23 protein-coding genes, 2 pseudogenes and 1 other annotated feature are annotated in these 23,452 nt (G+C 31.9%); of the genes and pseudogenes, 5 read left to right on the top strand and 20 right to left on the bottom strand.

Features of this window, described 5'->3' with window-relative positions:
• Positions 1-481: 481 nt before the first annotated feature.
• The 4 genes from xerS to AC6CHV_RS08460 all read right to left on the bottom strand — a co-directional run bounded on the left by xerS (position 482) and on the right by AC6CHV_RS08460 (position 4,325).
• Entirely contained in the window at positions 482-1,615 is a 1,134-nt protein-coding gene (gene xerS, locus AC6CHV_RS08475; protein ID WP_498078742.1) for a tyrosine recombinase XerS, read from the bottom strand.
• A gap of 551 nt (positions 1,616-2,166) precedes the next feature.
• Positions 2,167-2,463, bottom strand: a complete 297-nt coding sequence (locus tag AC6CHV_RS08470; RefSeq protein WP_498078705.1) for a DUF3895 domain-containing protein — start codon at positions 2,461-2,463, stop codon at positions 2,167-2,169.
• Positions 2,464-2,524: 61 nt separating this feature from the next.
• The gene (locus AC6CHV_RS08465) at positions 2,525-3,451 is read right to left on the bottom strand and encodes a DUF3800 domain-containing protein (RefSeq protein ID WP_498078704.1); all 927 of its coding nucleotides are present in this window, start codon (positions 3,449-3,451) and stop codon (positions 2,525-2,527) included.
• A 499-nt stretch (positions 3,452-3,950) separates the two neighbouring features.
• Positions 3,951-4,325, bottom strand: coding sequence for a hypothetical protein (locus tag AC6CHV_RS08460; RefSeq protein ID WP_498078703.1), 375 nt, complete (start codon positions 4,323-4,325; stop codon positions 3,951-3,953).
• A 136-nt stretch (positions 4,326-4,461) separates the two neighbouring features.
• Between AC6CHV_RS08460 and AC6CHV_RS08455 the strand changes: the two genes are divergently transcribed.
• Positions 4,462-5,241 (top strand): hypothetical protein, encoded by a 780-nt coding sequence (locus AC6CHV_RS08455; protein ID WP_498078702.1) that lies wholly within the window; start codon positions 4,462-4,464, stop codon positions 5,239-5,241.
• 237 nt (positions 5,242-5,478) lie between these two features.
• Here the strand turns inward: AC6CHV_RS08455 and metG are convergent, their stop codons facing one another.
• The 5 genes and pseudogenes from metG to AC6CHV_RS08430 all read right to left on the bottom strand — a co-directional run bounded on the left by metG (position 5,479) and on the right by AC6CHV_RS08430 (position 11,656).
• Positions 5,479-7,113, bottom strand: coding sequence for a methionine--tRNA ligase (metG, locus tag AC6CHV_RS08450; protein WP_498078701.1), 1,635 nt, complete (start codon positions 7,111-7,113; stop codon positions 5,479-5,481).
• 62 nt (positions 7,114-7,175) lie between these two features.
• Positions 7,176-7,450 (bottom strand) — a binding site (T-box leader).
• Positions 7,451-7,619: 169 nt separating this feature from the next.
• Positions 7,620-7,881, bottom strand: a pseudogene (locus tag AC6CHV_RS08445) (CPCC family cysteine-rich protein).
• A 773-nt stretch (positions 7,882-8,654) separates the two neighbouring features.
• Positions 8,655-9,038, bottom strand: a complete 384-nt coding sequence (locus AC6CHV_RS08440; protein WP_498078700.1) for a TIR domain-containing protein — start codon at positions 9,036-9,038, stop codon at positions 8,655-8,657.
• A 21-nt stretch (positions 9,039-9,059) separates the two neighbouring features.
• Complete coding sequence (locus tag AC6CHV_RS08435) at positions 9,060-10,019, bottom strand: caspase family protein (RefSeq protein ID WP_498078699.1); 960 nt, start codon at positions 10,017-10,019, stop codon at positions 9,060-9,062.
• A 923-nt stretch (positions 10,020-10,942) separates the two neighbouring features.
• Positions 10,943-11,656, bottom strand: a complete 714-nt coding sequence (locus AC6CHV_RS08430; protein ID WP_498078698.1) for a hypothetical protein — start codon at positions 11,654-11,656, stop codon at positions 10,943-10,945.
• Between the two features lie 218 nt (positions 11,657-11,874).
• Here AC6CHV_RS08430 and AC6CHV_RS08425 point away from each other — a divergent pair.
• Positions 11,875-12,066 (top strand): annotated as a pseudogene (locus tag AC6CHV_RS08425) (heteromeric transposase endonuclease subunit TnsA); the annotation flags it as partial.
• Positions 12,067-12,119: 53 nt separating this feature from the next.
• The gene (locus tag AC6CHV_RS08420) at positions 12,120-12,563 is read left to right on the top strand and encodes a TnsD family Tn7-like transposition protein (RefSeq protein WP_498078697.1); all 444 of its coding nucleotides are present in this window, start codon (positions 12,120-12,122) and stop codon (positions 12,561-12,563) included.
• 515 nt (positions 12,564-13,078) lie between these two features.
• Here the strand turns inward: AC6CHV_RS08420 and AC6CHV_RS08415 are convergent.
• The gene (locus tag AC6CHV_RS08415; RefSeq protein WP_498078696.1) at positions 13,079-13,255 is read right to left on the bottom strand and encodes a hypothetical protein; all 177 of its coding nucleotides are present in this window, start codon (positions 13,253-13,255) and stop codon (positions 13,079-13,081) included.
• Between the two features lie 22 nt (positions 13,256-13,277).
• Positions 13,278-13,961, bottom strand: coding sequence for a hypothetical protein (locus tag AC6CHV_RS08410; RefSeq protein WP_498078695.1), 684 nt, complete (start codon positions 13,959-13,961; stop codon positions 13,278-13,280).
• A 216-nt stretch (positions 13,962-14,177) separates the two neighbouring features.
• Here AC6CHV_RS08410 and AC6CHV_RS08405 point away from each other — a divergent pair, with 216 nt between their 5' ends.
• Together AC6CHV_RS08405 and AC6CHV_RS08400 are read left to right on the top strand one after the other, a co-directional pair.
• Positions 14,178-14,747, top strand: coding sequence for a sigma-70 family RNA polymerase sigma factor (locus AC6CHV_RS08405; protein ID WP_498078694.1), 570 nt, complete (start codon positions 14,178-14,180; stop codon positions 14,745-14,747).
• Entirely contained in the window at positions 14,744-15,499 is a 756-nt protein-coding gene (locus tag AC6CHV_RS08400; RefSeq protein ID WP_498078693.1) for a DUF4367 domain-containing protein, read from the top strand. The genes AC6CHV_RS08405 and AC6CHV_RS08400 overlap by 4 nt, the downstream gene beginning before the upstream one ends.
• A gap of 66 nt (positions 15,500-15,565) precedes the next feature.
• Here AC6CHV_RS08400 and AC6CHV_RS08395 read toward each other — a convergent pair whose 3' ends face one another.
• The 9 genes from AC6CHV_RS08395 to AC6CHV_RS08355 form a co-directional block, all read right to left on the bottom strand.
• Positions 15,566-16,096: a hypothetical protein gene (locus tag AC6CHV_RS08395; RefSeq protein WP_498078692.1), complete on the bottom strand. Its 531-nt coding sequence runs from the start codon at positions 16,094-16,096 to the stop codon at positions 15,566-15,568.
• Positions 16,097-16,688: 592 nt separating this feature from the next.
• Positions 16,689-16,940: a hypothetical protein gene (locus tag AC6CHV_RS08390; RefSeq protein WP_498078691.1), complete on the bottom strand. Its 252-nt coding sequence runs from the start codon at positions 16,938-16,940 to the stop codon at positions 16,689-16,691.
• A gap of 306 nt (positions 16,941-17,246) precedes the next feature.
• Positions 17,247-17,393, bottom strand: coding sequence for a hypothetical protein (locus AC6CHV_RS08385; protein WP_498078690.1), 147 nt, complete (start codon positions 17,391-17,393; stop codon positions 17,247-17,249).
• A 222-nt stretch (positions 17,394-17,615) separates the two neighbouring features.
• Positions 17,616-17,822, bottom strand: a complete 207-nt coding sequence (locus tag AC6CHV_RS08380) for a hypothetical protein (protein WP_498078689.1) — start codon at positions 17,820-17,822, stop codon at positions 17,616-17,618.
• Positions 17,823-17,922: 100 nt separating this feature from the next.
• Positions 17,923-18,858: a hypothetical protein gene (locus AC6CHV_RS08375; RefSeq protein ID WP_498078688.1), complete on the bottom strand. Its 936-nt coding sequence runs from the start codon at positions 18,856-18,858 to the stop codon at positions 17,923-17,925.
• 31 nt (positions 18,859-18,889) lie between these two features.
• On the bottom strand, positions 18,890-19,054 hold the full coding sequence (locus AC6CHV_RS08370; protein ID WP_498078687.1) for a DUF8096 family protein: 165 nt from the start codon (positions 19,052-19,054) through the stop codon (positions 18,890-18,892).
• A 60-nt stretch (positions 19,055-19,114) separates the two neighbouring features.
• Positions 19,115-19,387, bottom strand: coding sequence for a non-specific DNA-binding protein Hbs (gene hbs / locus AC6CHV_RS08365; protein WP_498078686.1), 273 nt, complete (start codon positions 19,385-19,387; stop codon positions 19,115-19,117).
• A gap of 1,321 nt (positions 19,388-20,708) precedes the next feature.
• A complete protein-coding gene (minD, locus tag AC6CHV_RS08360) occupies positions 20,709-21,527 on the bottom strand; it encodes a septum site-determining protein MinD (RefSeq protein WP_498078685.1) in 819 nt (272 codons plus the stop codon).
• Between the two features lie 478 nt (positions 21,528-22,005).
• Positions 22,006-23,157: a BTAD domain-containing putative transcriptional regulator gene (locus AC6CHV_RS08355; protein WP_498078684.1), complete on the bottom strand. Its 1,152-nt coding sequence runs from the start codon at positions 23,155-23,157 to the stop codon at positions 22,006-22,008.
• Positions 23,158-23,452: the final 295 nt, after the last annotated feature.

Here is a 23,452-nt window from a genome sequence, read left to right as displayed (position 1 = left end):
CTTCATATGTATTGTTGTATTTATTCCATTGTCTGAATCTGATTTACAGTTACATTTTTTGATTTAAATATCGAGACGTTACCATTACCTTTTGTATGATACTTTATTTATTTTTGGGGTTAATTCTTTGAGCGTTTCCTTAAATAAATTTTGTTGCACCAAATCCTAGACTAGCTACAATCAAAGAACCGACAACACTTCAAATTAATGTACTAGTTTCCAATTAGCTCTCCTCCTTATTTACAAAAAAGTAAATTCTATACTTATCCTCTATAAATTCAGCCTATCTTGCCTCACCATTTCATCCTTGATTAAGGATCTGCGGATTTCCACAGCAATCGAAACACCTTATTCAAATTACTTTAGTATTGAAAGTTGTAGGTGGGAAGAGGATGGATTCTTCTCTTTTTATTCTTCCCAAAGTTCTTCAAATGTTAGTTAGTCAAAATTTCACATTCTTATTAATGAAATTTATATGTTTTCAATCTCTAAATTCATTATTTTGGATATTTCTTCTCCGATTACTCATAGCATCCGCAGCACGCTTTGCTTTTGCTTGTGTGGAGTGAACATATAGCATAGTTGTAGTGGTTGAAGTATGACCTAATTGTTCCATCACAAGCGTAATATCATTTGAAGTTTCCAATAGATTCGTAGCATAGGTATGTCGCAATTTATGTGGTGACATAGCCACATTATCATTAAAGGCTTTTGTATATTTCTTTACTAAGTCTTGAATTGCACGAATTGAAAGGGGAGAAGTAGTCCCCTGGTACTTACCAACAAAAACAAACTCATGATCGGCATTTGAAGCGCCATATTTCTCATTTCTAACTGATAAATACTCTTTTAAGTCTAATAATGAGTCTGGAACAACCTGAACAGTATCTGTTTTATCTCCTTTACGAATAACACGAATCGTTTCTTTGCGAAAATTTATATCTCGTATACGGAGGTTTGCCAATTCATTTAGCCTAATGCCACTTCCTAAAAATAAAGATAGAATTGCATAATCCCGCTCTTTGTCGCGTGAGAAGTACCTCAGTTGGGCCCTAGATAACCCTTTTTCATACTCATTTTTCATATAATCTAAGAAATATATATCATCGTTTTCGATAAAGATAGAATCAGCTATTTTACGTGCACGCTCTCCCAAAGATTCTTTTTCTTTATTTACAGAGATCTTCTGCATAACATTACGATAAAAATATGGTTCGCCTTTCTTTTTACCATCTTTTGTCTCCTTGTTTTCAGTTTGAGTTGTTAAAAACTTAAAGAGGGAGCGTAGAGCAGATTTCTTTCGATTTACAGAGCTTCTTTTCCTTGTTTTTGTTTCATCCTTAGTAACCTGTATATCCTCGTTAGATAGGGCATCAAAGTAATACATGGCATCCTCTAAAGATAGGTGTTCTAAAACATCCATTTTTATTTCCCGAATAGCTTTAGCATTAGAAAATCCTTCTACTATTAACCAATTAAAGAAGTGCTCAAAATCTTTTAGATAGTTAAATAGGGTAGAAGGTGATAAAAACTCTGATTCCTTACGTCTAACATATTCCGTTACGTAAGGGGGCATGATATCAAGCATTGACTCATATTTCTTTTTATGCTGCATGTGCTGTCTTGATTTTGCCAATGATGATTCACTCCTTAATGTCGAATATTGTCGATTTCGTATATAATACATTTTTGGCGAACATTATTATTATTGACAATAAAATAGGAATAACGCATATTTTATAATAGTTAAAGCCCCGTATCGTGATACGGTTAGTATAATTTAGGAATAGAAGAGTACTCGTATCAAAATACGATGAAAACTAGTCTTAAAGTATAAAAGTTTTCTCATCTGATGCTTAGAAATAAAGTTTTTCTATATTTTTGGGATAGGAACTTATTTTACTATGATAATACCTTTCAACTTCATACACAGGAATCCATATTTCCTTTTCACAAATTAAATCATACACATCAGATAAAATTTTGTCTCTTTCTTGTTTTGATGTTTTTTTCAATCTTCAAATAGTTTACTGTATATCTTTCTCTAAGTAGATTACCAATTCATTCCTTTTGTTTCATTTTAAGTTAAGAAAATCTTTTATATGTCTGTATTAGCATTTCCATTTCTATAATCATGACTTTTCAAATTTACCTCCGCTACCATTGTTATTTCAAGCGGTAAATTCTATTCGTCTTATCCATATCCTCAACCAACTCAACTTTACCTTGCTGCACCATTTCATCTAAGATTAAGCATACTTTTGGATAATCTTTAGGTTTATCTGTAGAAGAAAAACGTTCCTTAGAAATAAATCCTTCATTAATTAAACTTTCGCACATTTCAAGTACACCGGTTATACCAGATTCTAGTAATTTTATTATTTGTTCATGAAGTTGAGCGGAAGATGGAGCATAATTGGACTGTTGATTTTTAAATAAATCATCAAATGATATTTGTTTCATAAGTTTTCTCCCTATTTATTATATTAATCATTAAGTAAAAAAGCGTTTCTACCTATTCCGCTTATCTGGTCTTTATATCCAAGCAAAGTTCGTAACATGTATTAGGATACTCTAATCTTTCTCTTAATTCTTTTGTAGTTATATTGGGTTCGGATGCAAGTATTTGTTGTATCTTTACAATTTCACCAATATCATAGTTTATTTTATAAACCATAAAAGGGGATAGGTGATCAGAAATATTTATTCTTTCTAATTCCTCACTACCTGTCCATTTAAATACCCTAATTTGATTTTGAAAACGAATCAAATTCTCTTGTTCGGATAAAAAGCGGTAAATTAAATCACTTTTTATCTTGGATACGTCGGAGTCTTCTGTGTATCCTTTTTCTAATAAAAAGACTACAATACCCATAAAAGTATCAACAATTTGTAGAGGAATAGACTTTTTAGAATCCTGTGAAATGACTTTATTCACTCGATAGTTCTTATTTCTATAAGCCGAATGAGCATTCATCTGTTCAATAATTTTTTCGTTTAATCCAAGTTTGTCATATTCACCATTTCTATCAATCTTGATTTTAACGTCAACCAACTCATCGTCATTTAATGATGGTAAATCTCTGGTCGCTCCATAAAATAATCTTTCAGGTATTTTTATATAGAATAAATTTCTCATTTCCGATGAAGACATGCTGAGTTTAGCAGCAGAAGCAAAAGCATCTTCGTTGTTGACAATAAGAATATTTATTTTTACATTTTCGTTGATAACCGTATGTAATGTTCTAAAGTACTTTTTAATATTCCTATCCTTAGAATATTCTCTAAAATGTAGTTCAGATTTTGAACTAGCATTCTTATTTATATCTCGCACTTTTGTAACGATATGAGCAAGTGCAAAGTCTGTCCCACTATAAGCTCCATAATATGAATATTCCTTATCAAATTGATCAATCTTATTAGATTCGTCAAAGTAAATTAAATAGTTCATCATAGACTCCTTGCTCTATATTATAGCTTGTTGACTAAATATAAAGTCTGGTATAGAATAATTAATAAGTTAATATATTGTTTTCTCCGCTACCGATTAGGCAGAGCTGACAATTATATCATGTTCGGAAATAGCTTTTCCCCGCTACCGTTAGGCAGGGTTGAGCTATTTTTTCTTTTATTATACCAAACATATATTCTTAAATCTATAATTGTTCATAAAATTGATATTATACACGAAGTACTAACTATATAAAAACGGATAGATGTCCCCCTACCCATAATTTTTGTTCAAACGAATTAAAGTTGAGATATAAGTATTAAAGTTATGACATACTAATTAAAGTAGTGACATAGTTCTAATCATTAAATGTTAAAGGAATGTCTCTATTCTGGAGACATTCCTTTATTTTTAATAAATTCTTAAACTAAAGCACCCGTTAGCTCAATAAGTAGTTGGATATTCCTAAAATGTTTACAGTTTTTTTCACAACAATAAATCATTCTTCTTTTCTGGGAGAAAAATTAATTTTAGCAACATCACTAATGATCGGGAGGTTACGCTCTTCTGCCACTTGCACTTGACTATCAACCCATATTTCAACTTTTTGATCTATTTCAAAGTTTGCAGATGAATAATACTTTGTATCTAATTGAATAATTCCTTCACCTTCATCATTCAGCCCAAAACCATTGCCCTGTATTAACAGTTGATCTTTATCTTCATCAACTTCTACTATTATTCCTTTAATATCTGCTGAACGGTTATATTCACTATTAACCTTTGAATTTGCAGGGTCTTCAACGGTTTGTTGAATACAAGCAGATAATAATATCACTAAAATAAAAGCAAATAATAACTTTTGAATTTTCATATTATTCCTCCTCGTATATATAGTCGTAACATGGTCATTATAGTTTCGCTATTGGATTAAACTGCCCCTTTAGTTTAATAATATCATTCGCATAACTCCCTCACAGAAGTAGAAAATAAGATGAGGTGAATAAAGTATGTTAAAAATAAAAAGTGGTTATATTATTTGCTTTTCCATGATTTTAAGCTTAATTTTTTACAGTAAATCCACAGATGCAATATCATCTATAATGAAATTATCACCTTCCCAATTGAGTAGTGATAAAGGTGAACATAAACAAATTCAGGAATTGGAGCAACGTTTAGGAAACCTCGAACCACCTGAACCTACCACAATCTTTGATTCACCTTTTCCTTTTGAGACTGGTACAGAAGTTCATTTTCCTACCGATGTTATCCCTATTTCAGAAGTGATAACACAAGGAACAAAAATCCCTTTCAAAATAATAAAAAGCGAACCTAACTATGTTAGACCCATATACGAAGAACACTGGCATAGCACATATTGGGGTGGGAGATGGAGCTATGTACCATCTCGAATACACTATGCTCTCCACCGTATATTCCCTTTCTATGCTATTGGGATTGCAGCGGAATTAAATTTTCAAGGGGATATGGGTATTAGTTTTCCTACCACAACAAATGAAACAGACCTTGACCTATATATAGTTGTGTTTCAAACAAGCATCACAGACGTTTATACGAAAGGAAACCAAGTTGTTGTTGTTGGAACTCCTAAACGAACTGGAGTAGAAGTTTTAAGTATTAAAACAGCCGATATACATCCTAGTAATAAGGATAAGCTTTTATTAGTTCAGTTAGCAACGAATGGTGCTGAACTCGATTATTCTCTAATTAGTTATCAACGACCAGATTTTTGGCTAAAACAAAAACAAAAAACAAATGAACTTGAATAGAGTAAAAAAGAGTGAACCTTTATATAAAAGCCTGCATCTACGTTAACAAGTTGATACAGGCTTTATTTATATTGTCGTTCTTCTTCAACTCTTCTGCCCCGTTTGTTCAATAAGGATTTCAACAAAAAAGGTGGTTAATCCTTCTTGGATCAACGCTACCCGATAGTTTAAGTGCAATCTTTCACATTCTCAAAATAGATTTGTTATTTTATTATATAAATTTGTTAACCATTTATTTTAAACAGTTTGGTTGTTTAATCTTTCAAGCTCTTCTTCAATTCTTACAGGGTCTATTCGTTCAAACAATGGTTCTACTTTTGACAAATGCTGTGATTTAACAATAAACTCTTTCCATTCGGTTTCTTTTACGTTTAACATTTCCTTAACTTTTTTACTTGAAAAAGGAAGAAATGGAGTAAGGATATGAGCTAAATTTGCAATGAGGTAAACACAATCCGCCAAAGTTTGTTTGCAAGACTCAATATCATCCTTTATTTGTTTCCAAGGTTGTTGTTGATCAAAGTATTTGTTTGAAAACCTAACAAGTTCAAATACTTTTTCCAATCCTTGTTTAAAGGCAGCAGTTTCAATACATTGACCTACTTCATTATATAAGCGATTAACTTTATCCTGAATGTTTGTAGAGATGTCCTTTTCGGGAATAACACTATCAAATGACTTTTCTATAAATTTTAATGTGCGGTTAACGAAGTTACCATAAGCTCCTAATAACTCGCTATTATGGCTATATATGAATTCTTTCCAGGAAAAATCAGCATCTCGATTCTCAGGTGCATTTATTGTTAGGAAATATCTTATCGAATCTGGATCATATCTTTCTATAATATCTGGAACCCAAACAGCCCAATTTTTACTAGTCGATAACTTTTTCTTTTCTAAAGTCAAATACTCGTTTGAAACAATATGGGTTGGTAATGGTTCTTTTCCAAGACCCGCAAGAATTCCAGGCCATATTATCGAATGAAATGGGATATTATCTTTCCCGTGAATGTAATAAGATTGAGTGGAAGAATTCCAGAACCTTGAATCATCACTATTTGTTTCCTTCGTCCATAGTTTACTTGCTGTGTAGTATCCTGAAACAGCCTCAATCCAAACGTAGATTTTCTTATTTTCATATCCATTAACTGGAACACTTACCCCAATAGGCAAATCTCTTGAAACTGCTCTATCTTGTAAACCCTCCTTTAAATACCTATTCGTAAGAGCTATTGCGTTCTCACGCCAGAGGCTGTTATTTTCAGCTTCCTGTGTATATTTTTCCAATACAGATTGGAAAGAACTTAAGGAAAAGTAAAAATGCTCTGTGAACCTTGTGGTTGGTGGATGGCCGCATATTTTACATTTTCTATCTAGCAATTCAAGTGGTTCTAACACGCTTGAACAAGCATCACATTGGTCACCACGAGCATTTGAGCCACAATGAGGACAAATACCCTCTACATAACGGTCAGGTAAAAATTGATGATCATATTCACAATATGTTTGTTCAATTTCTTTTTTATAGATGTATCCTTTATCAAGCAACACTAAAAATATCTCTTGAACAATTTTATGATGATGTATAGTATCCGTTCTTGTATAGGTATCGTAAGTGAACCCCAACCTCGAAAAACAATTCACAAATTCTTGATGGTAACGGTCAGCAATCTCTTTTGGTGTAACACCTTCTTGTTTGGCTCTTATTGTAATTGGTGTTCCATTACAATCGCTTCCTGATACATATAAAACCTTTTCACCTTTTATACGATAATATCTTGCAAGAATATCCCCAGGTAATAAACTGGAAATATGACCTAAATGTAATGAGCCATTCGCATAAGCCCAAGCCCCGCCAATAAAAATACTCATAAATAGAAACCCTCCTGTAAAAAATTTAATTTAAAACAAAAAACCTCGCCTTAACTGTAATAGTTAAGGGCGAGGTTTGAATTTCCACACGGTACCACCTTAATTTACAAATAGCTCACACTATTTGTCTCAACAAGTACGGAGTATTAAATGCTACTCTTATACTGTGACATTGATAACGAGTGCCAAATCCCGTCGTAACCTACTAACACAAAAAGTACGTTCAGTACGAAGCTCAGAGACCATTGTTCAAATGAATGTTTTTGCTTCTTTTCAGCTACCGAAGCTCTCTGGTAAAAAACAATATCATTTTACTTTTTCTCTTCATTGCCTTTATTTGATAATTAACATTAGTTTATTTAAAAATTTCCCCGAAGTCAATATCGGACTAATCTTTATATTAAAAATATTTTTTATTTTATTTGGCGACTTCCTTTAAAGTGACTTTTTAACTAAACTGCCTCGTTACTTCAATAAAGTGCATTACTTTTTTAAAAGTAAACAGCCTATAATGGTTTCCAATTAGGATCTTTCTCATCCTTCATTAGGCTTTCTTAAAAACCCAATACATCTCTCCTCGCAAGCTTCAAATAAGATATAGTTTTTCTGAGCTTGCCTTAAAGATGGAATATTGGCACTGCCCCCATAATCAGGGTCATCATATTGAACTGCATCATCTTCCCAAAAACAAATACTAAAAATATCATAGGTTCCAGGTGGTTCTTCATCTAATGTTTTATACCCTCAGCAAGGACGTGTATATTTCATAATCTCTCCTTTTTATTCCTCTTTACCCAACCCTGACCAATAGTTAAATAACTTGTAAGTAAAGTCATTTCTCCCAAGGCTCTTTGAAAATACCCCCTGTATTTCTTGTTCAAATTAACTTTTTGACAAGCTTAAACGCTAATTTCTCTGCTTTATGCAAGAATTTGGTTTGATAACAAACTTTAAGCAAAAATATGATTCGGTTTTTAATAGAATTTTGAGGTATTTCTTATCAAGTCTTTAACTTTTATCTGATCCTTCCAACCGATGTTCGACTAGTAATAAGACATCAATTCATTCAGTATTTAATCATTCTGTATAAGGTTTAGATGTTGAAGTAAAAATCCCGGAGAAGTAATTTTCTTCGATGAGGCTATTGAAGTGGTTGAGGTTAGGACTTATGTTTACCATAAGGATATAAGGTATAATATTTTTAAAGTTGTATTACAAAAACGCATTAAATCAGGGACTTAACTAAAGTGTAACACTTTAACGGTTATTAACACTAATTGCTTAAGTGCATTTGCAAAAGACTCTTGGAATATATTTAAAAAGCAATGCCTAAATAATAAGCATCGCTTTTTAATATGATTTTTGTTTCCTCACTCCACATGGAATAACGGACTCACCTTAATCTCGGTACTGTGTTTTTAATTTTGTTGTTCGAGGAATATGTCCACTGAATTTGTCTGTTCATGGAAATAAACCCAAATTATAACATTGTGTAGTCAGTTTTAAAATTGATTGGATATTTATGTTTTTCTTCTAGACCTCTACACATTCTTACTAATCCACGTTTCCAATGAATCTTTTCTTTTTGATAAAACATCTATGCCTAGTGATGAGATAAAACTACTAGTACTTTCAGTTATTTTAACTGCTACCACAGGCTTTCCTAGGCTAATTGCAAATTTAATTTCATCAAGTGCCATTCCAGTATTATTGGCTGGTCTATTTGAACATATAACAACGCTAGCATATTTAATTTGCTTTTGAATCTGAGGATCAACATTGAATCTCCTATCAACACTATCAAATGGCGAACTACTTGGTACAGAATAATCTCTAACATTGAATTTTGTACGATCCAATAGAGCACTAATTTCGGTATAATCATTATTGTTCCAGCGATGTGGAATAAATATATTAATTTTCATTCTTTTCCTCCTCTTATATTCCTAAAATCTAGTATCTTTTGATAGTTTCCAATAATGTAATCCAAGAGCTGTCAATTTGCATGCCTTGCTATTCATTGCTGCAAAATACATATGTTCTTCATCTACTGGTTCAACAAGCCCAACACTTTCAAATAACTGAAGTTCTTTAAACACATTTACATTTTCTTGTTTTGCATGTGGTTCTACAACTTCATGCTCATATTCCGGGTTGTTAGTAAATTCAAATGAAGGATCTAGTTTAAATGCATCACTCGGAGAATCAAAATATTGGCCTAATTTACGTAAAATGCTTTTAGGTACTTTGGGTTCTATATCCCTGACCGAAATAAAATGTGAGATATTAGTCTTAAAAACCGGACGTTGTTGCCATGCACCTAAAGATTGATCTATAAATGCATATATCCCAGCTGGTGTAATTTTCCCAGTAATATCAGCTGCACTTCCTCTTAGCCCTTGCAAAAAAAGACTTGTAAAAAGGCCTTGTCCATTGCTTTCCATGGCAACTTCATCTCGCGAACTAGCAGTCATAATCGTAACACCTTCGCCCAGTGTAGATTCATTACTTTTAATAACGGGCGACTCACCAAATTTCCCTGAATAACAACAATCTAAAATAATTATCTTATTTTTACATTTAGAATTATTTGCATACCCTAGAACCTCGCTCATTAGTACACCTAAGTCCTTACCCTTATAATCTGGTGTTACAAGGTGACCATTTTCACTTCCATGACCCGAAAAATATAACAACGAAGCATCAGCATCTCCACTAAACAAGCTCTCAAGCAAATCCAAAAACTCAGATTTTGTTTTTACATTAAGTTTCAACGAAACATCAAAATTAGGTGCCCCATCTCCATTTGTTCTTAATAGCTCTGCTAATGCACTAGCATCATTTACACATCCATTTAAAGGCGCATTTGGATATTCGTCAATTCCAACAATCAATGCTTTCTTCAAATAAACACCTCCTATGTATTCAGAAAATTACTTTCCTGTTTTTTGCTGTTAGGGGGGCCGATTAAAACAAATTAATTACCTCATAATCCCTACTAAAGTTCACAAGCATAAACAGTTGGCAAAGTACTCTTCCCCCCACTAGAAGTAGTTGAATTTGCTTCAGCCTCCGCCTTTGCTTTATCCTCATATACACCCTCTTCCTTTTGTTTCTCTTCTTTCTTTGTTTCAGCATTTTACTCTTTGCTAGTTGATTCATTTTATGAACAAGCTACAAGGAAAACTAATAATAACGCCAAAAGTAAGTAGGTTAATTTCTTCATTAATCTTCAAATTTTTGGTAAATATTTGTAACTAATACTATTATACTATTAAAATACTTCAAAAACGAAAAAATTTATATTCCCTTATGATAATCCTTAATGTTATTAACCTAGTTATGGAAAACTCCTTATTCCATAAAACTGCTCGTTAGCCATCCATGAAGCACAGCTTCACAACTAAGGATAGTATTTTAAACTGTGATTCCTGGTAGTTGAAGAAGAAAAAACAAAGCGCCCATAATCATGAGCACTCTACCACAGTTATTTCTCCATTATTAAAGAAGAGAAAAGGAATTCCTCTTTTTTTGTCGAACAATAAATGGATACATATTAGAAGGTTTAAAAGGAGGAATAATCTTGGGTAGTAAAAAAAAATCAACTAAAGGAAGTTCAAGTGAAACTAGATCAATTGATGGGATTAAAGTGTCACCACCACCACCACAACCTAGCACTAGAAGATAAATATTAATAGAAAGGATGATTGTTTTTGAGTAATAATCAAAATGATTCTACACCTGTAAAAAAAATAACAGGACAAGCACCTGGTGGAAGGATTAATGGATCTGTAAATGGTAAAAAAGTCAATCCACCACCTAAAAAATCTTAAATAATACTATTTTCGGGAATGGTTTTTTCCTTTGGGTTCTTATGATCGATTTCTTTAACAACCATTCCTAATTTTTTGTCTATATATATCCTTTTAACTTCATAGTTGTAATCATTTTTAATTGAGTCCATCCATAATTCAGTATTTTCCAAAACTAGTGATTTATCAGCTTCTAGCGGTCTAGAGGCTTTTGTCATTGAACCAGCTATAAAATCTTCGGGTTTATCTATTTTATATACAACAAATACTGCTTCTTTCTCTTTTTCTCCCTCATCAATCTTTATAAAAACTTCTTCCCAAACAGATGCACTTGAAGATAAAGGCGCTAAATTCCTAGAATCTCTTACTTTGTTAATACAAATTTGTAACACTTCATTCCCCCATAAACTCCAAATCCAACAAAGGAAAAAGCTTACAATAAAACTTAAGGATATAAACAAAACCAAATATTTAAGGTCAGATGTGGCAGAATTCAGTTCTTTTACTGTCCAAACCGGTTGTACTGATAATAGTTTAATATTAACTACTCTAGCCCAAATATTTAATAACAATAAGGTAATAAAACTCACAGGTAGCCACAATAATGCAGCGATTCCTGATAATTCTGGAGCAGTATGCTTTACTGTAGGATTTAATCCAAATAATTGTAACCAAAAATAAGCCATTATACCTGGTAAAATAAAGACAAATGTACTGATAAATGCTGACATAATTACACTCCTTCCTTATTAATAAATTCTACATATTTATCATTATCCCTTTATTCCTTAACACCAATCATTATAAAAAAGAGCCGTAAAGGCACTTTAATTTATGTTCTTATTATTCCACTAACCTAATACATAGGGTTATTCGTTGCTATTTAATTACAACTGTGTTATTAAATAGAAAAACGGGTCGGATTTTGCTAAATTATGGGGGATAAATAATGGCCAAAAGAGCAAGAGGTTGGACAGAAAATAAGATAGCAAGATATATAAAAGAAGGTAGAGGGAGTGGAGAACTGTCCTCATATAAGCCTTGGCTTACTGTTCAAGATGTCAGTAGTAAAGGCAATTCGCCAAGGATTATGGGGTGGAAAACTGGCCGCCGCCATGAATTGTTATCTAATCTAGAAAGAGGTTAAAGATATCAAATAAACTTAAGTGTAGTGAGTTTGATATTGAAGATCACATGCTGAATAACATTAAAATTGATAGGATGTTGCTAAATAATAAGCATCATATAAGAAATGAATGGCTCAGAGTTCTTGATGAATCACCAGACACAAATTTTTATGAGATAAAACAAAAGAACTTTAAAGTATATGCATGGCTTTATAATTTTGATTTTACATGGTTTTACCACAATACTCCAAGATATCATTATAGTAGAGTGAAGAAAAATGATTTATTCTGGAAAAAAAGAGATAAAGACCTTAAGATCTATCTAAAGAACTATACAGTAACCTTGTTAACCCAAGGATACACATTAGAGGAAATTATCAAGAAAGTCTACTCAAAGTCTGGAAAACTTCAATTAGATAAAGAGTTATCTCACTTACCAAAGGTTAGTGAATATTTGCGCCTTTTAAGTAAAAAACATCCACAAACCTTAAGGTTTTACACAACGTTTTAATGCGAATATGCCATATCACAACTTTAATTCCGGTTAGAGATATTAATATAAAAATTCCATGTCAAAACTTTAATTAGTATTTTGAATTTAATACACCCTAAGATTAAGCCTTTACTGTCCTTTCATATCACAACTTTAATTACTTAGAACAATTTTTTTATACCATTCAATCTTTTTACTCAACAAAGATAATTCAACCAGAAATTCTGGACTTTTCAATTCACTTTCCTCTAATTTACTGTGTGCTTCACTAAAAGAGTAAGATTTAGTGGTAGCAATATGGTGAGTCCAAAAAGACTGATCAACATTCATTATATAGTTATGGTTATCCGTTCGAACAGCGATCTCCGCTTATACTCATATAACTATCTCCCTTTAATTTCACATTAAATTACCATTTTGATCTTCTATATTACGCTATTCCTATTTTTGGAAAATCCACTGTGCATACCTGCCATGTAAATAAAAAAAGCAAGTGCACCAAACGCTATTTGTCATCGCTTGGTGCACTTATATTACGTATGCTTTTTTTTATAGGTTAAGAAAGATGCAACAAGTAGAACAGTTAATCCGATTAGGATTGTAACGGGTAAATACTCCCCTTTATTCCTAAAAATAACCATACTACTAAAAAATACACTTAATGAAAACGCAACAATAATAAATGTTATATATATTTTGCTATATTTCATTTACTAATTCGTCCTCCTTTATCTATTGAGGAGTAATGTCGAAAGCTGCAACCCAAGTCATGTCTACTATAACACCTTTACCATTGTTATTAGCACCTAAGCGAGTTGCAAACAACCAAAACCATCCAGAAGTTAAACCGGAAACAACCCCAGCACCCAACAATACTGGGAACCAAACTCCAAGACCACCTAAACCTGCTGCTGAGGTTGCTCCTGTTGCTGCTGCAGTGTTGGCATCATCTATAGCTTCAATAGTATCACAACTATTTAATTTTGTACTATATCCCCACCAATAATATTTAGGTGCTGAAGTAACGCCTTTAGGGGTGCACTTTGCAAATAACGTAAAACCATTACTCTGTTGATTTTGTACCTGTTCTTGGAAATTACTTTTAATAGATAAATCATCTGATACACTAATTTTGCCATTAGAAACTTGTTGATTCAGTAGTTCAAAGTGTTCTTGTTGACCATGGATTAAATTGTAATCAATTCCAGAATTAACAGCTGCCTCAACATTTAATTTAAATAGACCATTTTCTACATACACAAATGGTTCTAATGCCAGGATGTCATCAACAGTGTACATTTCCACGTTGGTGTTGTCGTTTTCAGATACTGGTACCATGGAAGCTTGTGCAAAACCTGCTGAAAGAGTTGAAAATGAAAAAACTGTTAATAAGACTGCAATAAAAATTTTCCTCATTCAAATACCTCCTAATATTAAATTCATATACGAAAAAACGCAATTGCAATATATAGACGAAAAGACTATGAAAATAGTTCCCTACCATTTGTAAATTCAGGAAATTTTTTGCTATTAGACTAATAAATACTAGATTATGGTAGTATATAAGTAAAATATGCCCATTTATAACATTTAGGAATGGGGTAGAATATTTAGTTAGGATGGTATGTAGTAATGTTTAAAAAATTATTTAGGCAAAAAAAACATTCAGACGAAGAATACCGACTTATATATGATTTATTCTATGACCGTGTTTATCGCGATGCTTATTTCATTATAAGGGATAAACACTTGGCTCAGGATGTGGTTCAAGACACTTTTATTAAAGCATTTAAAGATTTAGATAGCTTAAAAGATAAATCTAAAATTGGCGCTTGGTTATCTACTATTGCATCTAGAACAGCTATTGACTTAATTCGTAAACAAAAAGTATGGAACGGAATCCCTACTGAAGACGTCTATTTCGAAAAGGATAAAAATAATGATTCAAACTCTGTTGAGTATGAAGTCGAAATAAAACTTATGATAAAAGAAGTTGGAGAAGTTCTTTCTGAGATTAGTATAGAGCATAGAGAAATTCTGCTATTAAAATACATACATGAGTTAAAAGAAAAGGAAATTGCGGAATTACTTGATATAAAAGAAGGTACTGTAAAATCTAGAATATTTCGAGCTAAAAAAGAGCTGAGAAATGTTTTTATGGGTAAATATCTCAACGACCATCTGGATGGTGAAGTATTATGAGGAATAAGGATTTTCTTAAACAGGATGTTATTAGGGATTCAATAAAAACTGAATATGAAAATGTCCCCTTACCACCTTCTTCGAAAGAAGAAACATGGTTAAACATACAGCAGGAATTACCAGAGGATAAAAAGAAAAAAGTGTTTAATAAACCAGGTATATTTGCTGCGTCCATTTTAATAGTATTTCTTTTTGGAACATTAACATTTGAGAATAGACAAGGTAATGCTTTTGGTTGGATTACTAAATATTTTCAAAAGGATAATGGTACTATAACCCAAATAGAAGATTCAATTAGTACTGGCGAGTCAAATAATCAACCACTCCCTTCTGCTGATTCTTTACATGAAATAGGTACTTTAACTAAGGAAGAGATAATGAGTTTACCTAAAGCACAGCAAGTAGCCGAATTCCACATATTAATCCCAACTTTTTTGCCTGAAGGCTACGAACTTTTAGATGTCACAGTGGTTTACGGAAATAGCGAAACAAGTAATGATATTATTTTAAATTACAGTAACCAACTGACGATCCAACAAATCGCAGGAGCTGAGGACATAGGTAATACATTAATAATTGATAATGAAGATACCAACGTCGAAACCATTTCGATTAATGGAGAAAAGGCCTCTCTATTAACATTTAAGGATAGTACAAGCAGACTAATCTTTAATCAAGCTAAGACCAAAATAATAATTAACGGGAGTCTGCCTGGAGATGAGTTAATATCGATAGGAGAATCAATGAAATAAAAAAAGCTAACTTTAATAGTCTACTAGAACTATTGAAGTTAGCCTTTTTTATAATAGTTTTCTATATTAAAAGTAATAAATAGAGCTTGAAACACTAGTGAATGTTTCTGTTCTACTACCCTTCGTTACCTTATGCACTCCCCTGGTGCGATAATGATAGCCCTTTGGCGCAATATATTCTACAAAGTTATATAATGTATTGGTACTATATTTAACAAATTCTTTCCCGCTACTATAATCAACCCATCTCGATCTCGAAGAATCCCAGACCTGCAAATACAGAGTTGTTGTGATTTTATCAGAACTAGTATAACTATCCGTTTGACCAGAAACTTTAAGGTAACTTCCGTTGTTATAAATAGATACTTGTGCTGATTTAATATAGTCTGTTGCTTGTATGGTTATTTCTCCTTCTTCTCCATCATTAGGTAATAATGGTTCAGTGACGGATGGTAACTTCGGTGTATGTTCAAACCCAGGAAGGTTGGTATTATCAATATCAATAACCCTTTCTTCTGCCTGTACCCTATCAAAGTTTAATAGATAGACAATAGAAAAAACAAAAATTAAAGTTAACAAATACAAAAATTTCTTCATAGTTCTATTTACTCCTTTATTTGATAATATACTTTAGGCGTATAAAAACCTAAAATCGTTCCATTAGAACTATTAATTTTTTATATAAATCATAAAAAAGACCACAAACTATTTGATGGACTGTAAACAATCTAATCCTAAGAATCTTCATAAACAGATATATTACTCAAATTTGAACTAATTTATATACCCAATGGATACTGTCTGTTTTTCCGACGGTCCTCTGAAATCCCAACGGCTCATAGAAACTCAATAGTCTTTCAATCTCGATTTGAGTTTTAACCTCATCTAACTCTGTTTTGTACTTTTTTATTTCATCTGTTTCAGTTGGAAATGGTTTAAGAAGTAAATAATCAAAGCCAGACGACCTACAGTATTAAATTAATTGCTTAATCGCACTGATACCAATACCCTTTCTTCGATATTTCTTAAAAATTGATATATCCGATAATAGGACAAAATTTCCGTATACATTAATAGTATTTAAATCGTAAGGTTTTCCTTCATTTAAAGCTATGTCTGCTAATCCAAGCTCCCTGGCCTGTTGAAGGGTTTCATCATCAAATGAATCTTCATCATATTCTTCATGACCTTACTCAAAATCTTCAACTTCAAAATATTGTTGAAAGACCCTTACAGAACTCATTGTTTCATATAAGTGTAAGGATAAGGCATCGCATTGTTCTCTAATATCTGCTATATTTTGATTCTTTGTTGAAAAAACAACAATAGATCCATCGCCTACTTCTTCCTCATCCAAATAGATACTAAAGTTACCGGTTACATAACTAATTACATCTTCCGCGAGAGTTGTGAGAAATTCCAATCGAATATCTTTAAACATAAAGCCTCCCATTTATTTTTTGTCGTGAATTCATTTATCATTTTCTTATTGGACCATGAATATTAGACACTTACCCTTTTAAAAGGGTATATTGTTTGTTCTTGAATGTTTTTTCTTGAATATCATGAGTTATTTTAGTGCCTTTGTCAATGCTGCACTCTTAAAATTGCACCATTGACATTAATCAAATATTTACAATATGTATTCAATCATACCCTCAAAAGAGGGAGAAAAAATAGATAGTCCATACCTAGACCGAAAAAAAAGACTGCATGCACAGTCTGGGTTTTAAATAAGTTAATTCTATTATCTTTCAATACTCACAAATGCCTTACAACTAACGAAAAACATTATTACAGCATAAACTACAACTACATATTTAAAAATATCCCAATTTAATAGATTTGCAACTGAATCTCCCGCTTCATGAAACTCAAAAAATGATAAAACCATTGCAATAAATCCTCCAAATAACCATGTTCCAAAAGAAGCGAATACAAATACTACTATGAATATTACTACTAAATCAAACAAATCATTCAACATATTCAATAATGCTCCAAACTCTATATATCTATTTTTATTTTTGTATCTATATCCCTAATTATAACGAACCCCACAATTACCTCAGCACCCACATAAATTACAAATTCTATCATTGAATTTTCTATTTACTTAATCCCGTTTAATCCACTTTGCCCAAAGTTCACGAAACACCATATTATGCCTGATCATGACAACATAACTAAATGCTAAAATGCAAATGGATACCGGTTGGATTGGCAATCCTAAAACAAGATTTACAATCATGATATATGTAAGAGCAGCTGTCAAACATATTCCGAGAATATTTATGTATAAAATTAGTCTGTATAAATCCATGCTCAGTCCCTCTTTATTTGTTCAAATGACATTTCTTATAGTACTTTCCATTTCCACAAAAACAAATCTGTTTCGTCTGCTCCAACTCAATTCTTTCTACTTATACTTTATAACTTTTCATTTCTTTTTCAAACTTAATCCAAGATTTTGTAGGCTCTATCGGAAATTGCAACCCATTTTTCGTAATAGACGATATCTTTATATATCTGTCCTTAAATTCTTCATCAGTAAGGCTTAATTGTTCTTTGATATCCAATGTCCTAGCGACTAGAGCAGGAGCTAAGTCGGAGAAATCATACTCACTATTTGTTTCATCATTATGAAATTCCCCCGAATTCCCAGCTCCATTTGTATCTATATATTGGACTTCTATATATAAATCAAGTGAAGCGTGCAATTTACCTTCTAAAGCTAAAAATTCGGCCATTCTATAAGTAGCATTACGATATAGTCCCCAGGACTTAGCACTTGCCATATTTATTCGATATATATTAATTAATTGCCAAAAAACATCGCGATCCTCTGGCTCAAATCCCCACTTACTTTTTAAACCATCCTTTATTTCACGGTATTTCTTAATATAGTCATTACCGTACATTTCAAGTTCACTAACTATCAAATTATATTGGTCTACTTTATCACGTTGCTTTTCTGTCACCACTACTTTTCTTTTTATGACAGGGAGTGTTCTACCGTACATGGTTTCTTTACAATGTGGACATTTTCTTTTTCTTGTAGGCGGTTTTTCAAGTTTCTCTATGCAATAGGGACATTTTGCTTCCTCCTGAGATAAATAACTATTAAATAGATCCAACTTAAATAAACTTGAAATCGAGCTGTTGTTTGTTCTAATAGTTAATGTTTGTTTATCTTTCTCCTTATGCTCTTTCTCAACTTTATCTCTGGAATGAATTTGAGTTGAGGGCTTGGGCTTTTGAAATAATTTCTTGAAAAAACTCATAGGACTATCAACACCACCAATTGTTATTTTAATCCAATTATACCATTCTATTGGCTTCTGTTTACTAAAAAACACATATCCAACATAGATATGTGCATCAGTTATTTCATCTTAAATTCTCTATGCTAAACAATCTTTGTATAGCCACAATCCCTACAAGTAGAATAATATTTTCCATTTTTGATTTAAATTGGCTACAATCACACTTATCACATCTACCTGCATTTTTATCTGGCACTTCTTTATAAGTGTCTATTTTCTCACTATCCATTGAATTCACCTTTCCTATAAAAAAATATCCCCCCTGAGGAGGATATCTTTGTTAGTTTACTCATTTAACTGAGTCTTTCAGAGCCTTCCCACTTTTGAATGCAGGAACTTTACTTGCCGCTATTTCAATTTCTTCTCCAGTTTGTGGATTACGTCCTTTGCGAGCTGCACGCTCACGCACTTCAAACGTTCCAAAACCGAGTAATTGAACACTGTCACCGCTTGCTAATGCATCTTTAATAGTTTCAAATACTTGATCTACTGCTCTAGTTGCGTCTTTCTTTGTTAATTCACTTGCCTCAGCAACTGCATTTACTAATTCTGTTTTATTCATTATGTATTTCTCCTTTCGCGTGCTAACGCACATTCCTATATTACTTAATATTACTTAAACCAACAACATTATTTGTTGAAGTATTCGAATTAAGGGTGTTATCATTCAACACCCGCTGTTGTTCGACTGTCTGATTTTCCAAAGAATCGCTTTCCCTCATGAAGTAGGTCGTAAATTCTTGGACCGTCTAATTCTTTGGGATTTCAGTTATTTCTTTTTCCTCCAACACATTTAATGTGTTCTTACATAAAGTTACTATGTATATTGACCCTTTGTTATTAATACGTCTCAACAACATAAAGTTTGGTTTTTGAAATTTACTATTAATCACTTTTCATACCTCTTTCGGTTAGTTCACAATAAAACTACAAAGGCCATTAAAGATAACTTCATTAATTATTCTTTCGATTCTCATATAATTCTACAAGTAATTTAAAATAAGCCTCTCGTGTGGTTAATTCTTGTATCTCCGCCAAAGTTTCTTTTGGAATCTCACTAGTATCTATTTGAATGATCATCGCGTTAGTCCTTCACCCCTTTCCGTTACATCCATTCAAATTTGGTTAGCTAATATTGTGACTGCTGCACCTATGATAATTGCAAATAACGGCAAGCTGACGTATAAAATGACCTTTTGTCTTTTCCTTCTAACTTCAACTTCTTCAGGAGTTAACCAAACACTATAATAGAATTCTCACGTTCCTACTTTCGCGGAGATAAGACAAACTTTATGATTGAGCGGAATTACCCGTTGAAGGAGTAAGGTTAAATGGTTTCCTATTCGTGGCACAGAATAGTTTGAGGTATTGAAGATGTAATAGAATGGAGTACTTTAGATACTTAGGTGCTAATCCTAGAATCTAGAGTGGGAAATTTTCATTAGCTAATTCACCAAATATTAATAAGTTGCTTATTACAAAATATGAAATCGATTATTTCTTAGGTTTGGAGTTACTTCGTATTTATTTAGAACTGTTTTTCCAGTTGCTCACTTGAAGTTGAGTAATCTAGAACCAAATCTTAATGAAATACCAATAGGCAACATATCTTAAGGTTTGCAAAGTTAGAAATTAATGACGAATCTGAAACAGCCAAAGGTTTTATAATGAGTTCAATCGTGCATGAATTGATACTCATTTTTTAGATTATATAACATCGATTTCATCATGCCACGACGTATCATTTATTCTCATTATGCCATAAAGATGAAGATATGACCGCCAACCGCCATTCATCACTTTTTCACGGGGCTGTCGCCTTCACGCTCCTAGATAAGTGATTCTTTGTCGGAAAAAGATAAACCCTAATGCATCTTGTGTTATTAACATGATAACTTTTCATGTTTTTTATTTATATTCAAAAAAGAGAATAATCTGTGTTTAATAGATTCTTGGATGATAGATTTATAAGGGTTCATCTCATGGTTATGCAAATTTCTTGCAATATGTCTAAAACGAATACCATTTTCATTATTGGTATCTAGTGTTATCGGTTCCCCTTTCTTTATAGAATTAATAATTGCTAAATCATTTGAAATAGTTCCTAATAAAGGAACGTTTAATAATTGAGATATTTGTTCCACACTCATGAAATTCATATTGTTTTTTTTATTAAGATACTCCATGTTAACAATTAACTTTATATCGTTTAAAGACTGTTCCTCCAATATACCGATCACCCTGTCTGCATCTTGAGCAGAGAATGGAGATTGATTCGTTACTATTATTGCCTCATCAGCAACTTGGCTAGCATTTTTAAAACCTTCTTCTATTCCGGCAGGGGAATCAATCAAAATATAATCATAGTTCTCAGAAATACTCTCAATAATTTTATTGAAAACCTTTGGATTAAAATCTAAATGGGTAAGATCCTTACTACCTGGAATAAAGGAAAGATTTGAAAAACTTTTATGGTTGATTAAAACTTGAGCAGTTGAGCACTTGCCTTTGATTAAATCTCCCATATCATATATTACTCTATTTGTTAAACCTAATGGAATGTCCAAATTCCTTAAACCAAAGTCAGCATCAACTAAACATACTTTGTTACCTAGGATTGCTAGTGCCACACCTAAATTTGTAGTGATTGTAGTTTTTCCAACTCCTCCTTTTCCAGAGGTGATAGTAATAATTCTTGCCATACAATTTACCCCAATCTAAACTATATGTTTATTAAAATCTACTTGAAATAATGATACGTTACTATCTTGGATTATATTTAAGAGCCTCTTGAAGTCTAACAGATAATTTGTTTTTTTGTTTCTTAATTTTATAGAATCTTACTAAATTAATTATGCAAATAAAGCATAGAATCCCAATACAAAAGTACATTGTAGTATCCTCATATGAAATAATTATTCATACAACTTTTATTTTTTCACCAACAAACTAAATACCTATACAAAAATATATGCATAGTCCTTAAGACTCAATTTGATTGCAAAAAAATAAACCTAATTATCTTAAATTTTAAGTTTTCCTTTCCTTATTATTTATTTTATTAGTTTTAACCCATAATTTGGAGAAAGTTATTTATACAATATAGTACCTATATTTTATTTGAATAAGTACTACAGAAATTCATTTTTTTGGATCTCTTTATAAAACCCCAAAAATTTGTTAGTTTATTTCTACACGCTTTTGATGAAATTTCTCATACCAATCTAAGATTTTCATACTCGGCCTAATATTCAATTCTTTTATTAAGACAGCATTTAGCTTTCTTAACTGTTCATCTACTGCGCTATATCTATTTAAGGATGCATAAATTTTCATTAACTCAAAATAGCTTTCTTCAAATTCTGGGTAAAATTGTTGTATTTTTTGGTTGATATTTATTGCAGCATAAATGTTTGATTGTTCTTGATAATACGAACTTAAATTTAGACCAAGATTTAGCCAATTTCTCCGTAATCGTTCTGTTTCTGCGGTCGCCCATATATAAGTGTATTCACCAAGATAATCTCCACTATATTCATAAAATGCACTTTCATAATCTTTAAGATTGCTAGCAGTAGGTTCTGATAATTGATGTATCTTTTGTTCCCATACCTCTGAATCAATTACAGTGTCACTGGCTGATAAATAATAACCACCTCTTTCACTGCTAATTGAAATATTATTTAATCCAAGCCTCTTGAGCATTTTTCTAATTTGATAGATTGTTGAATACAGTTGCTGGAATCCAGAGGAAGTATCAAATTCCGACCATAAAAGGTCGATAATAGTTTCTTTATGGACTGTTTTACCTCTATTATGTAACAAATAAGCAAATAGTTCTTCGGACTTGGATGTTCTCCATTTAAAGGACTTCGGTTCACTATTGTTAATTTGATATTTAAGTTTGTTAAAACAAATAATTTTAATTTTATTTTCAGTTGCTTTTGTAAAAAACAACGATTCAATTAACCCCCTACTCTTATCCTTCAAATCCCTTATAATTGTAATCACGTATGTATTTTTCGATTCTACCAAGGGGATTATAACATTTTCAATACATTTTACATCTCCATTTGGCAAGGGTATTTCCTCATGAAATAATACTGTTTCTCTTAACTTTAGAGCCCTTAAAAATTCATGTTTATAAATATTAGCTCTTTTGCCTTCTACAAGGCTTTCAATTGTTTCACCCTTTAAGTCATTTTTAAATGAATTTAATAATCCTTGTCCTGATTGATTTGAAGATACGTATGTAAACTGATTATTTTTATATTCAAAGATATAAACGGGATTTTTTAATGAATTAAATGCATCTAGTATGTCCTTAATCATTTTGAACTTTCCCTTGTATAAATTTTTCTAGATGGTTTTATTTAAAATTACAAATTTGCATTATTTGACATAAATTTAACATTTATATAATTAGAATATTATCAAAGGGAAATATACAGATTCTATACAAGATATGTTGTTATTCAATTTAAGCGTAAGTTATGATGAAAAGGTTATGATAATAGTGTTAAAAATAATTACTGTATATGTTAACTCACATGAAATACAGGTGCTGATACAATTTATAAGAATACCCGTCTGTAACCGTTTACTTTATATTTTGAAGATAAAACCG

Source organism: Ferdinandcohnia sp. GQ5, from assembly GCF_059759275.1.
The sequence above is the reverse complement of the archived record's forward strand: the minus strand, read 5'-3'. Positions and strand labels throughout refer to the sequence as shown.

Excerpts from the sequence above, each read along its gene's own strand:
- metG (WP_498078701.1), bottom strand. The coding sequence starts at position 7,113 with ATGAGTATTTTTATTGGCGGGGCTTGGGCTTATGCGAATGGCTCATTA.
- AC6CHV_RS08405 (WP_498078694.1), top strand. The coding sequence starts at position 14,178 with ATGTTTAAAAAATTATTTAGGCAAAAAAAACATTCAGACGAAGAATAC.
- AC6CHV_RS08410 (WP_498078695.1), bottom strand. The coding sequence starts at position 13,961 with ATGAGGAAAATTTTTATTGCAGTCTTATTAACAGTTTTTTCATTTTCA.
- AC6CHV_RS08390 (WP_498078691.1), bottom strand. The coding sequence starts at position 16,940 with ATGTTTAAAGATATTCGATTGGAATTTCTCACAACTCTCGCGGAAGAT.
- AC6CHV_RS08420 (WP_498078697.1), top strand. The coding sequence starts at position 12,120 with ATGCTGAATAACATTAAAATTGATAGGATGTTGCTAAATAATAAGCAT.
- hbs (WP_498078686.1), bottom strand. The coding sequence starts at position 19,387 with ATGAATAAAACAGAATTAGTAAATGCAGTTGCTGAGGCAAGTGAATTA.
- AC6CHV_RS08460 (WP_498078703.1), bottom strand. The coding sequence starts at position 4,325 with ATGAAAATTCAAAAGTTATTATTTGCTTTTATTTTAGTGATATTATTA.
- AC6CHV_RS08355 (WP_498078684.1), bottom strand. The coding sequence starts at position 23,157 with ATGATTAAGGACATACTAGATGCATTTAATTCATTAAAAAATCCCGTT.
- AC6CHV_RS08430 (WP_498078698.1), bottom strand. The coding sequence starts at position 11,656 with ATGTCAGCATTTATCAGTACATTTGTCTTTATTTTACCAGGTATAATG.
- AC6CHV_RS08370 (WP_498078687.1), bottom strand. The coding sequence starts at position 19,054 with ATGGATAGTGAGAAAATAGACACTTATAAAGAAGTGCCAGATAAAAAT.
- minD (WP_498078685.1), bottom strand. The coding sequence starts at position 21,527 with ATGGCAAGAATTATTACTATCACCTCTGGAAAAGGAGGAGTTGGAAAA.
- AC6CHV_RS08440 (WP_498078700.1), bottom strand. The coding sequence starts at position 9,038 with ATGAAAATTAATATATTTATTCCACATCGCTGGAACAATAATGATTAT.
- AC6CHV_RS08465 (WP_498078704.1), bottom strand. The coding sequence starts at position 3,451 with ATGAACTATTTAATTTACTTTGACGAATCTAATAAGATTGATCAATTT.
- AC6CHV_RS08380 (WP_498078689.1), bottom strand. The coding sequence starts at position 17,822 with ATGGATTTATACAGACTAATTTTATACATAAATATTCTCGGAATATGT.
- AC6CHV_RS08385 (WP_498078690.1), bottom strand. The coding sequence starts at position 17,393 with ATGGTTTTATCATTTTTTGAGTTTCATGAAGCGGGAGATTCAGTTGCA.
- AC6CHV_RS08395 (WP_498078692.1), bottom strand. The coding sequence starts at position 16,096 with ATGAAGAAATTTTTGTATTTGTTAACTTTAATTTTTGTTTTTTCTATT.
- AC6CHV_RS08415 (WP_498078696.1), bottom strand. The coding sequence starts at position 13,255 with ATGAAATATAGCAAAATATATATAACATTTATTATTGTTGCGTTTTCA.
- AC6CHV_RS08400 (WP_498078693.1), top strand. The coding sequence starts at position 14,744 with ATGAGGAATAAGGATTTTCTTAAACAGGATGTTATTAGGGATTCAATA.
- xerS (WP_498078742.1), bottom strand. The coding sequence starts at position 1,615 with ATGCAGCATAAAAAGAAATATGAGTCAATGCTTGATATCATGCCCCCT.
- AC6CHV_RS08455 (WP_498078702.1), top strand. The coding sequence starts at position 4,462 with ATGTTAAAAATAAAAAGTGGTTATATTATTTGCTTTTCCATGATTTTA.
- AC6CHV_RS08470 (WP_498078705.1), bottom strand. The coding sequence starts at position 2,463 with ATGAAACAAATATCATTTGATGATTTATTTAAAAATCAACAGTCCAAT.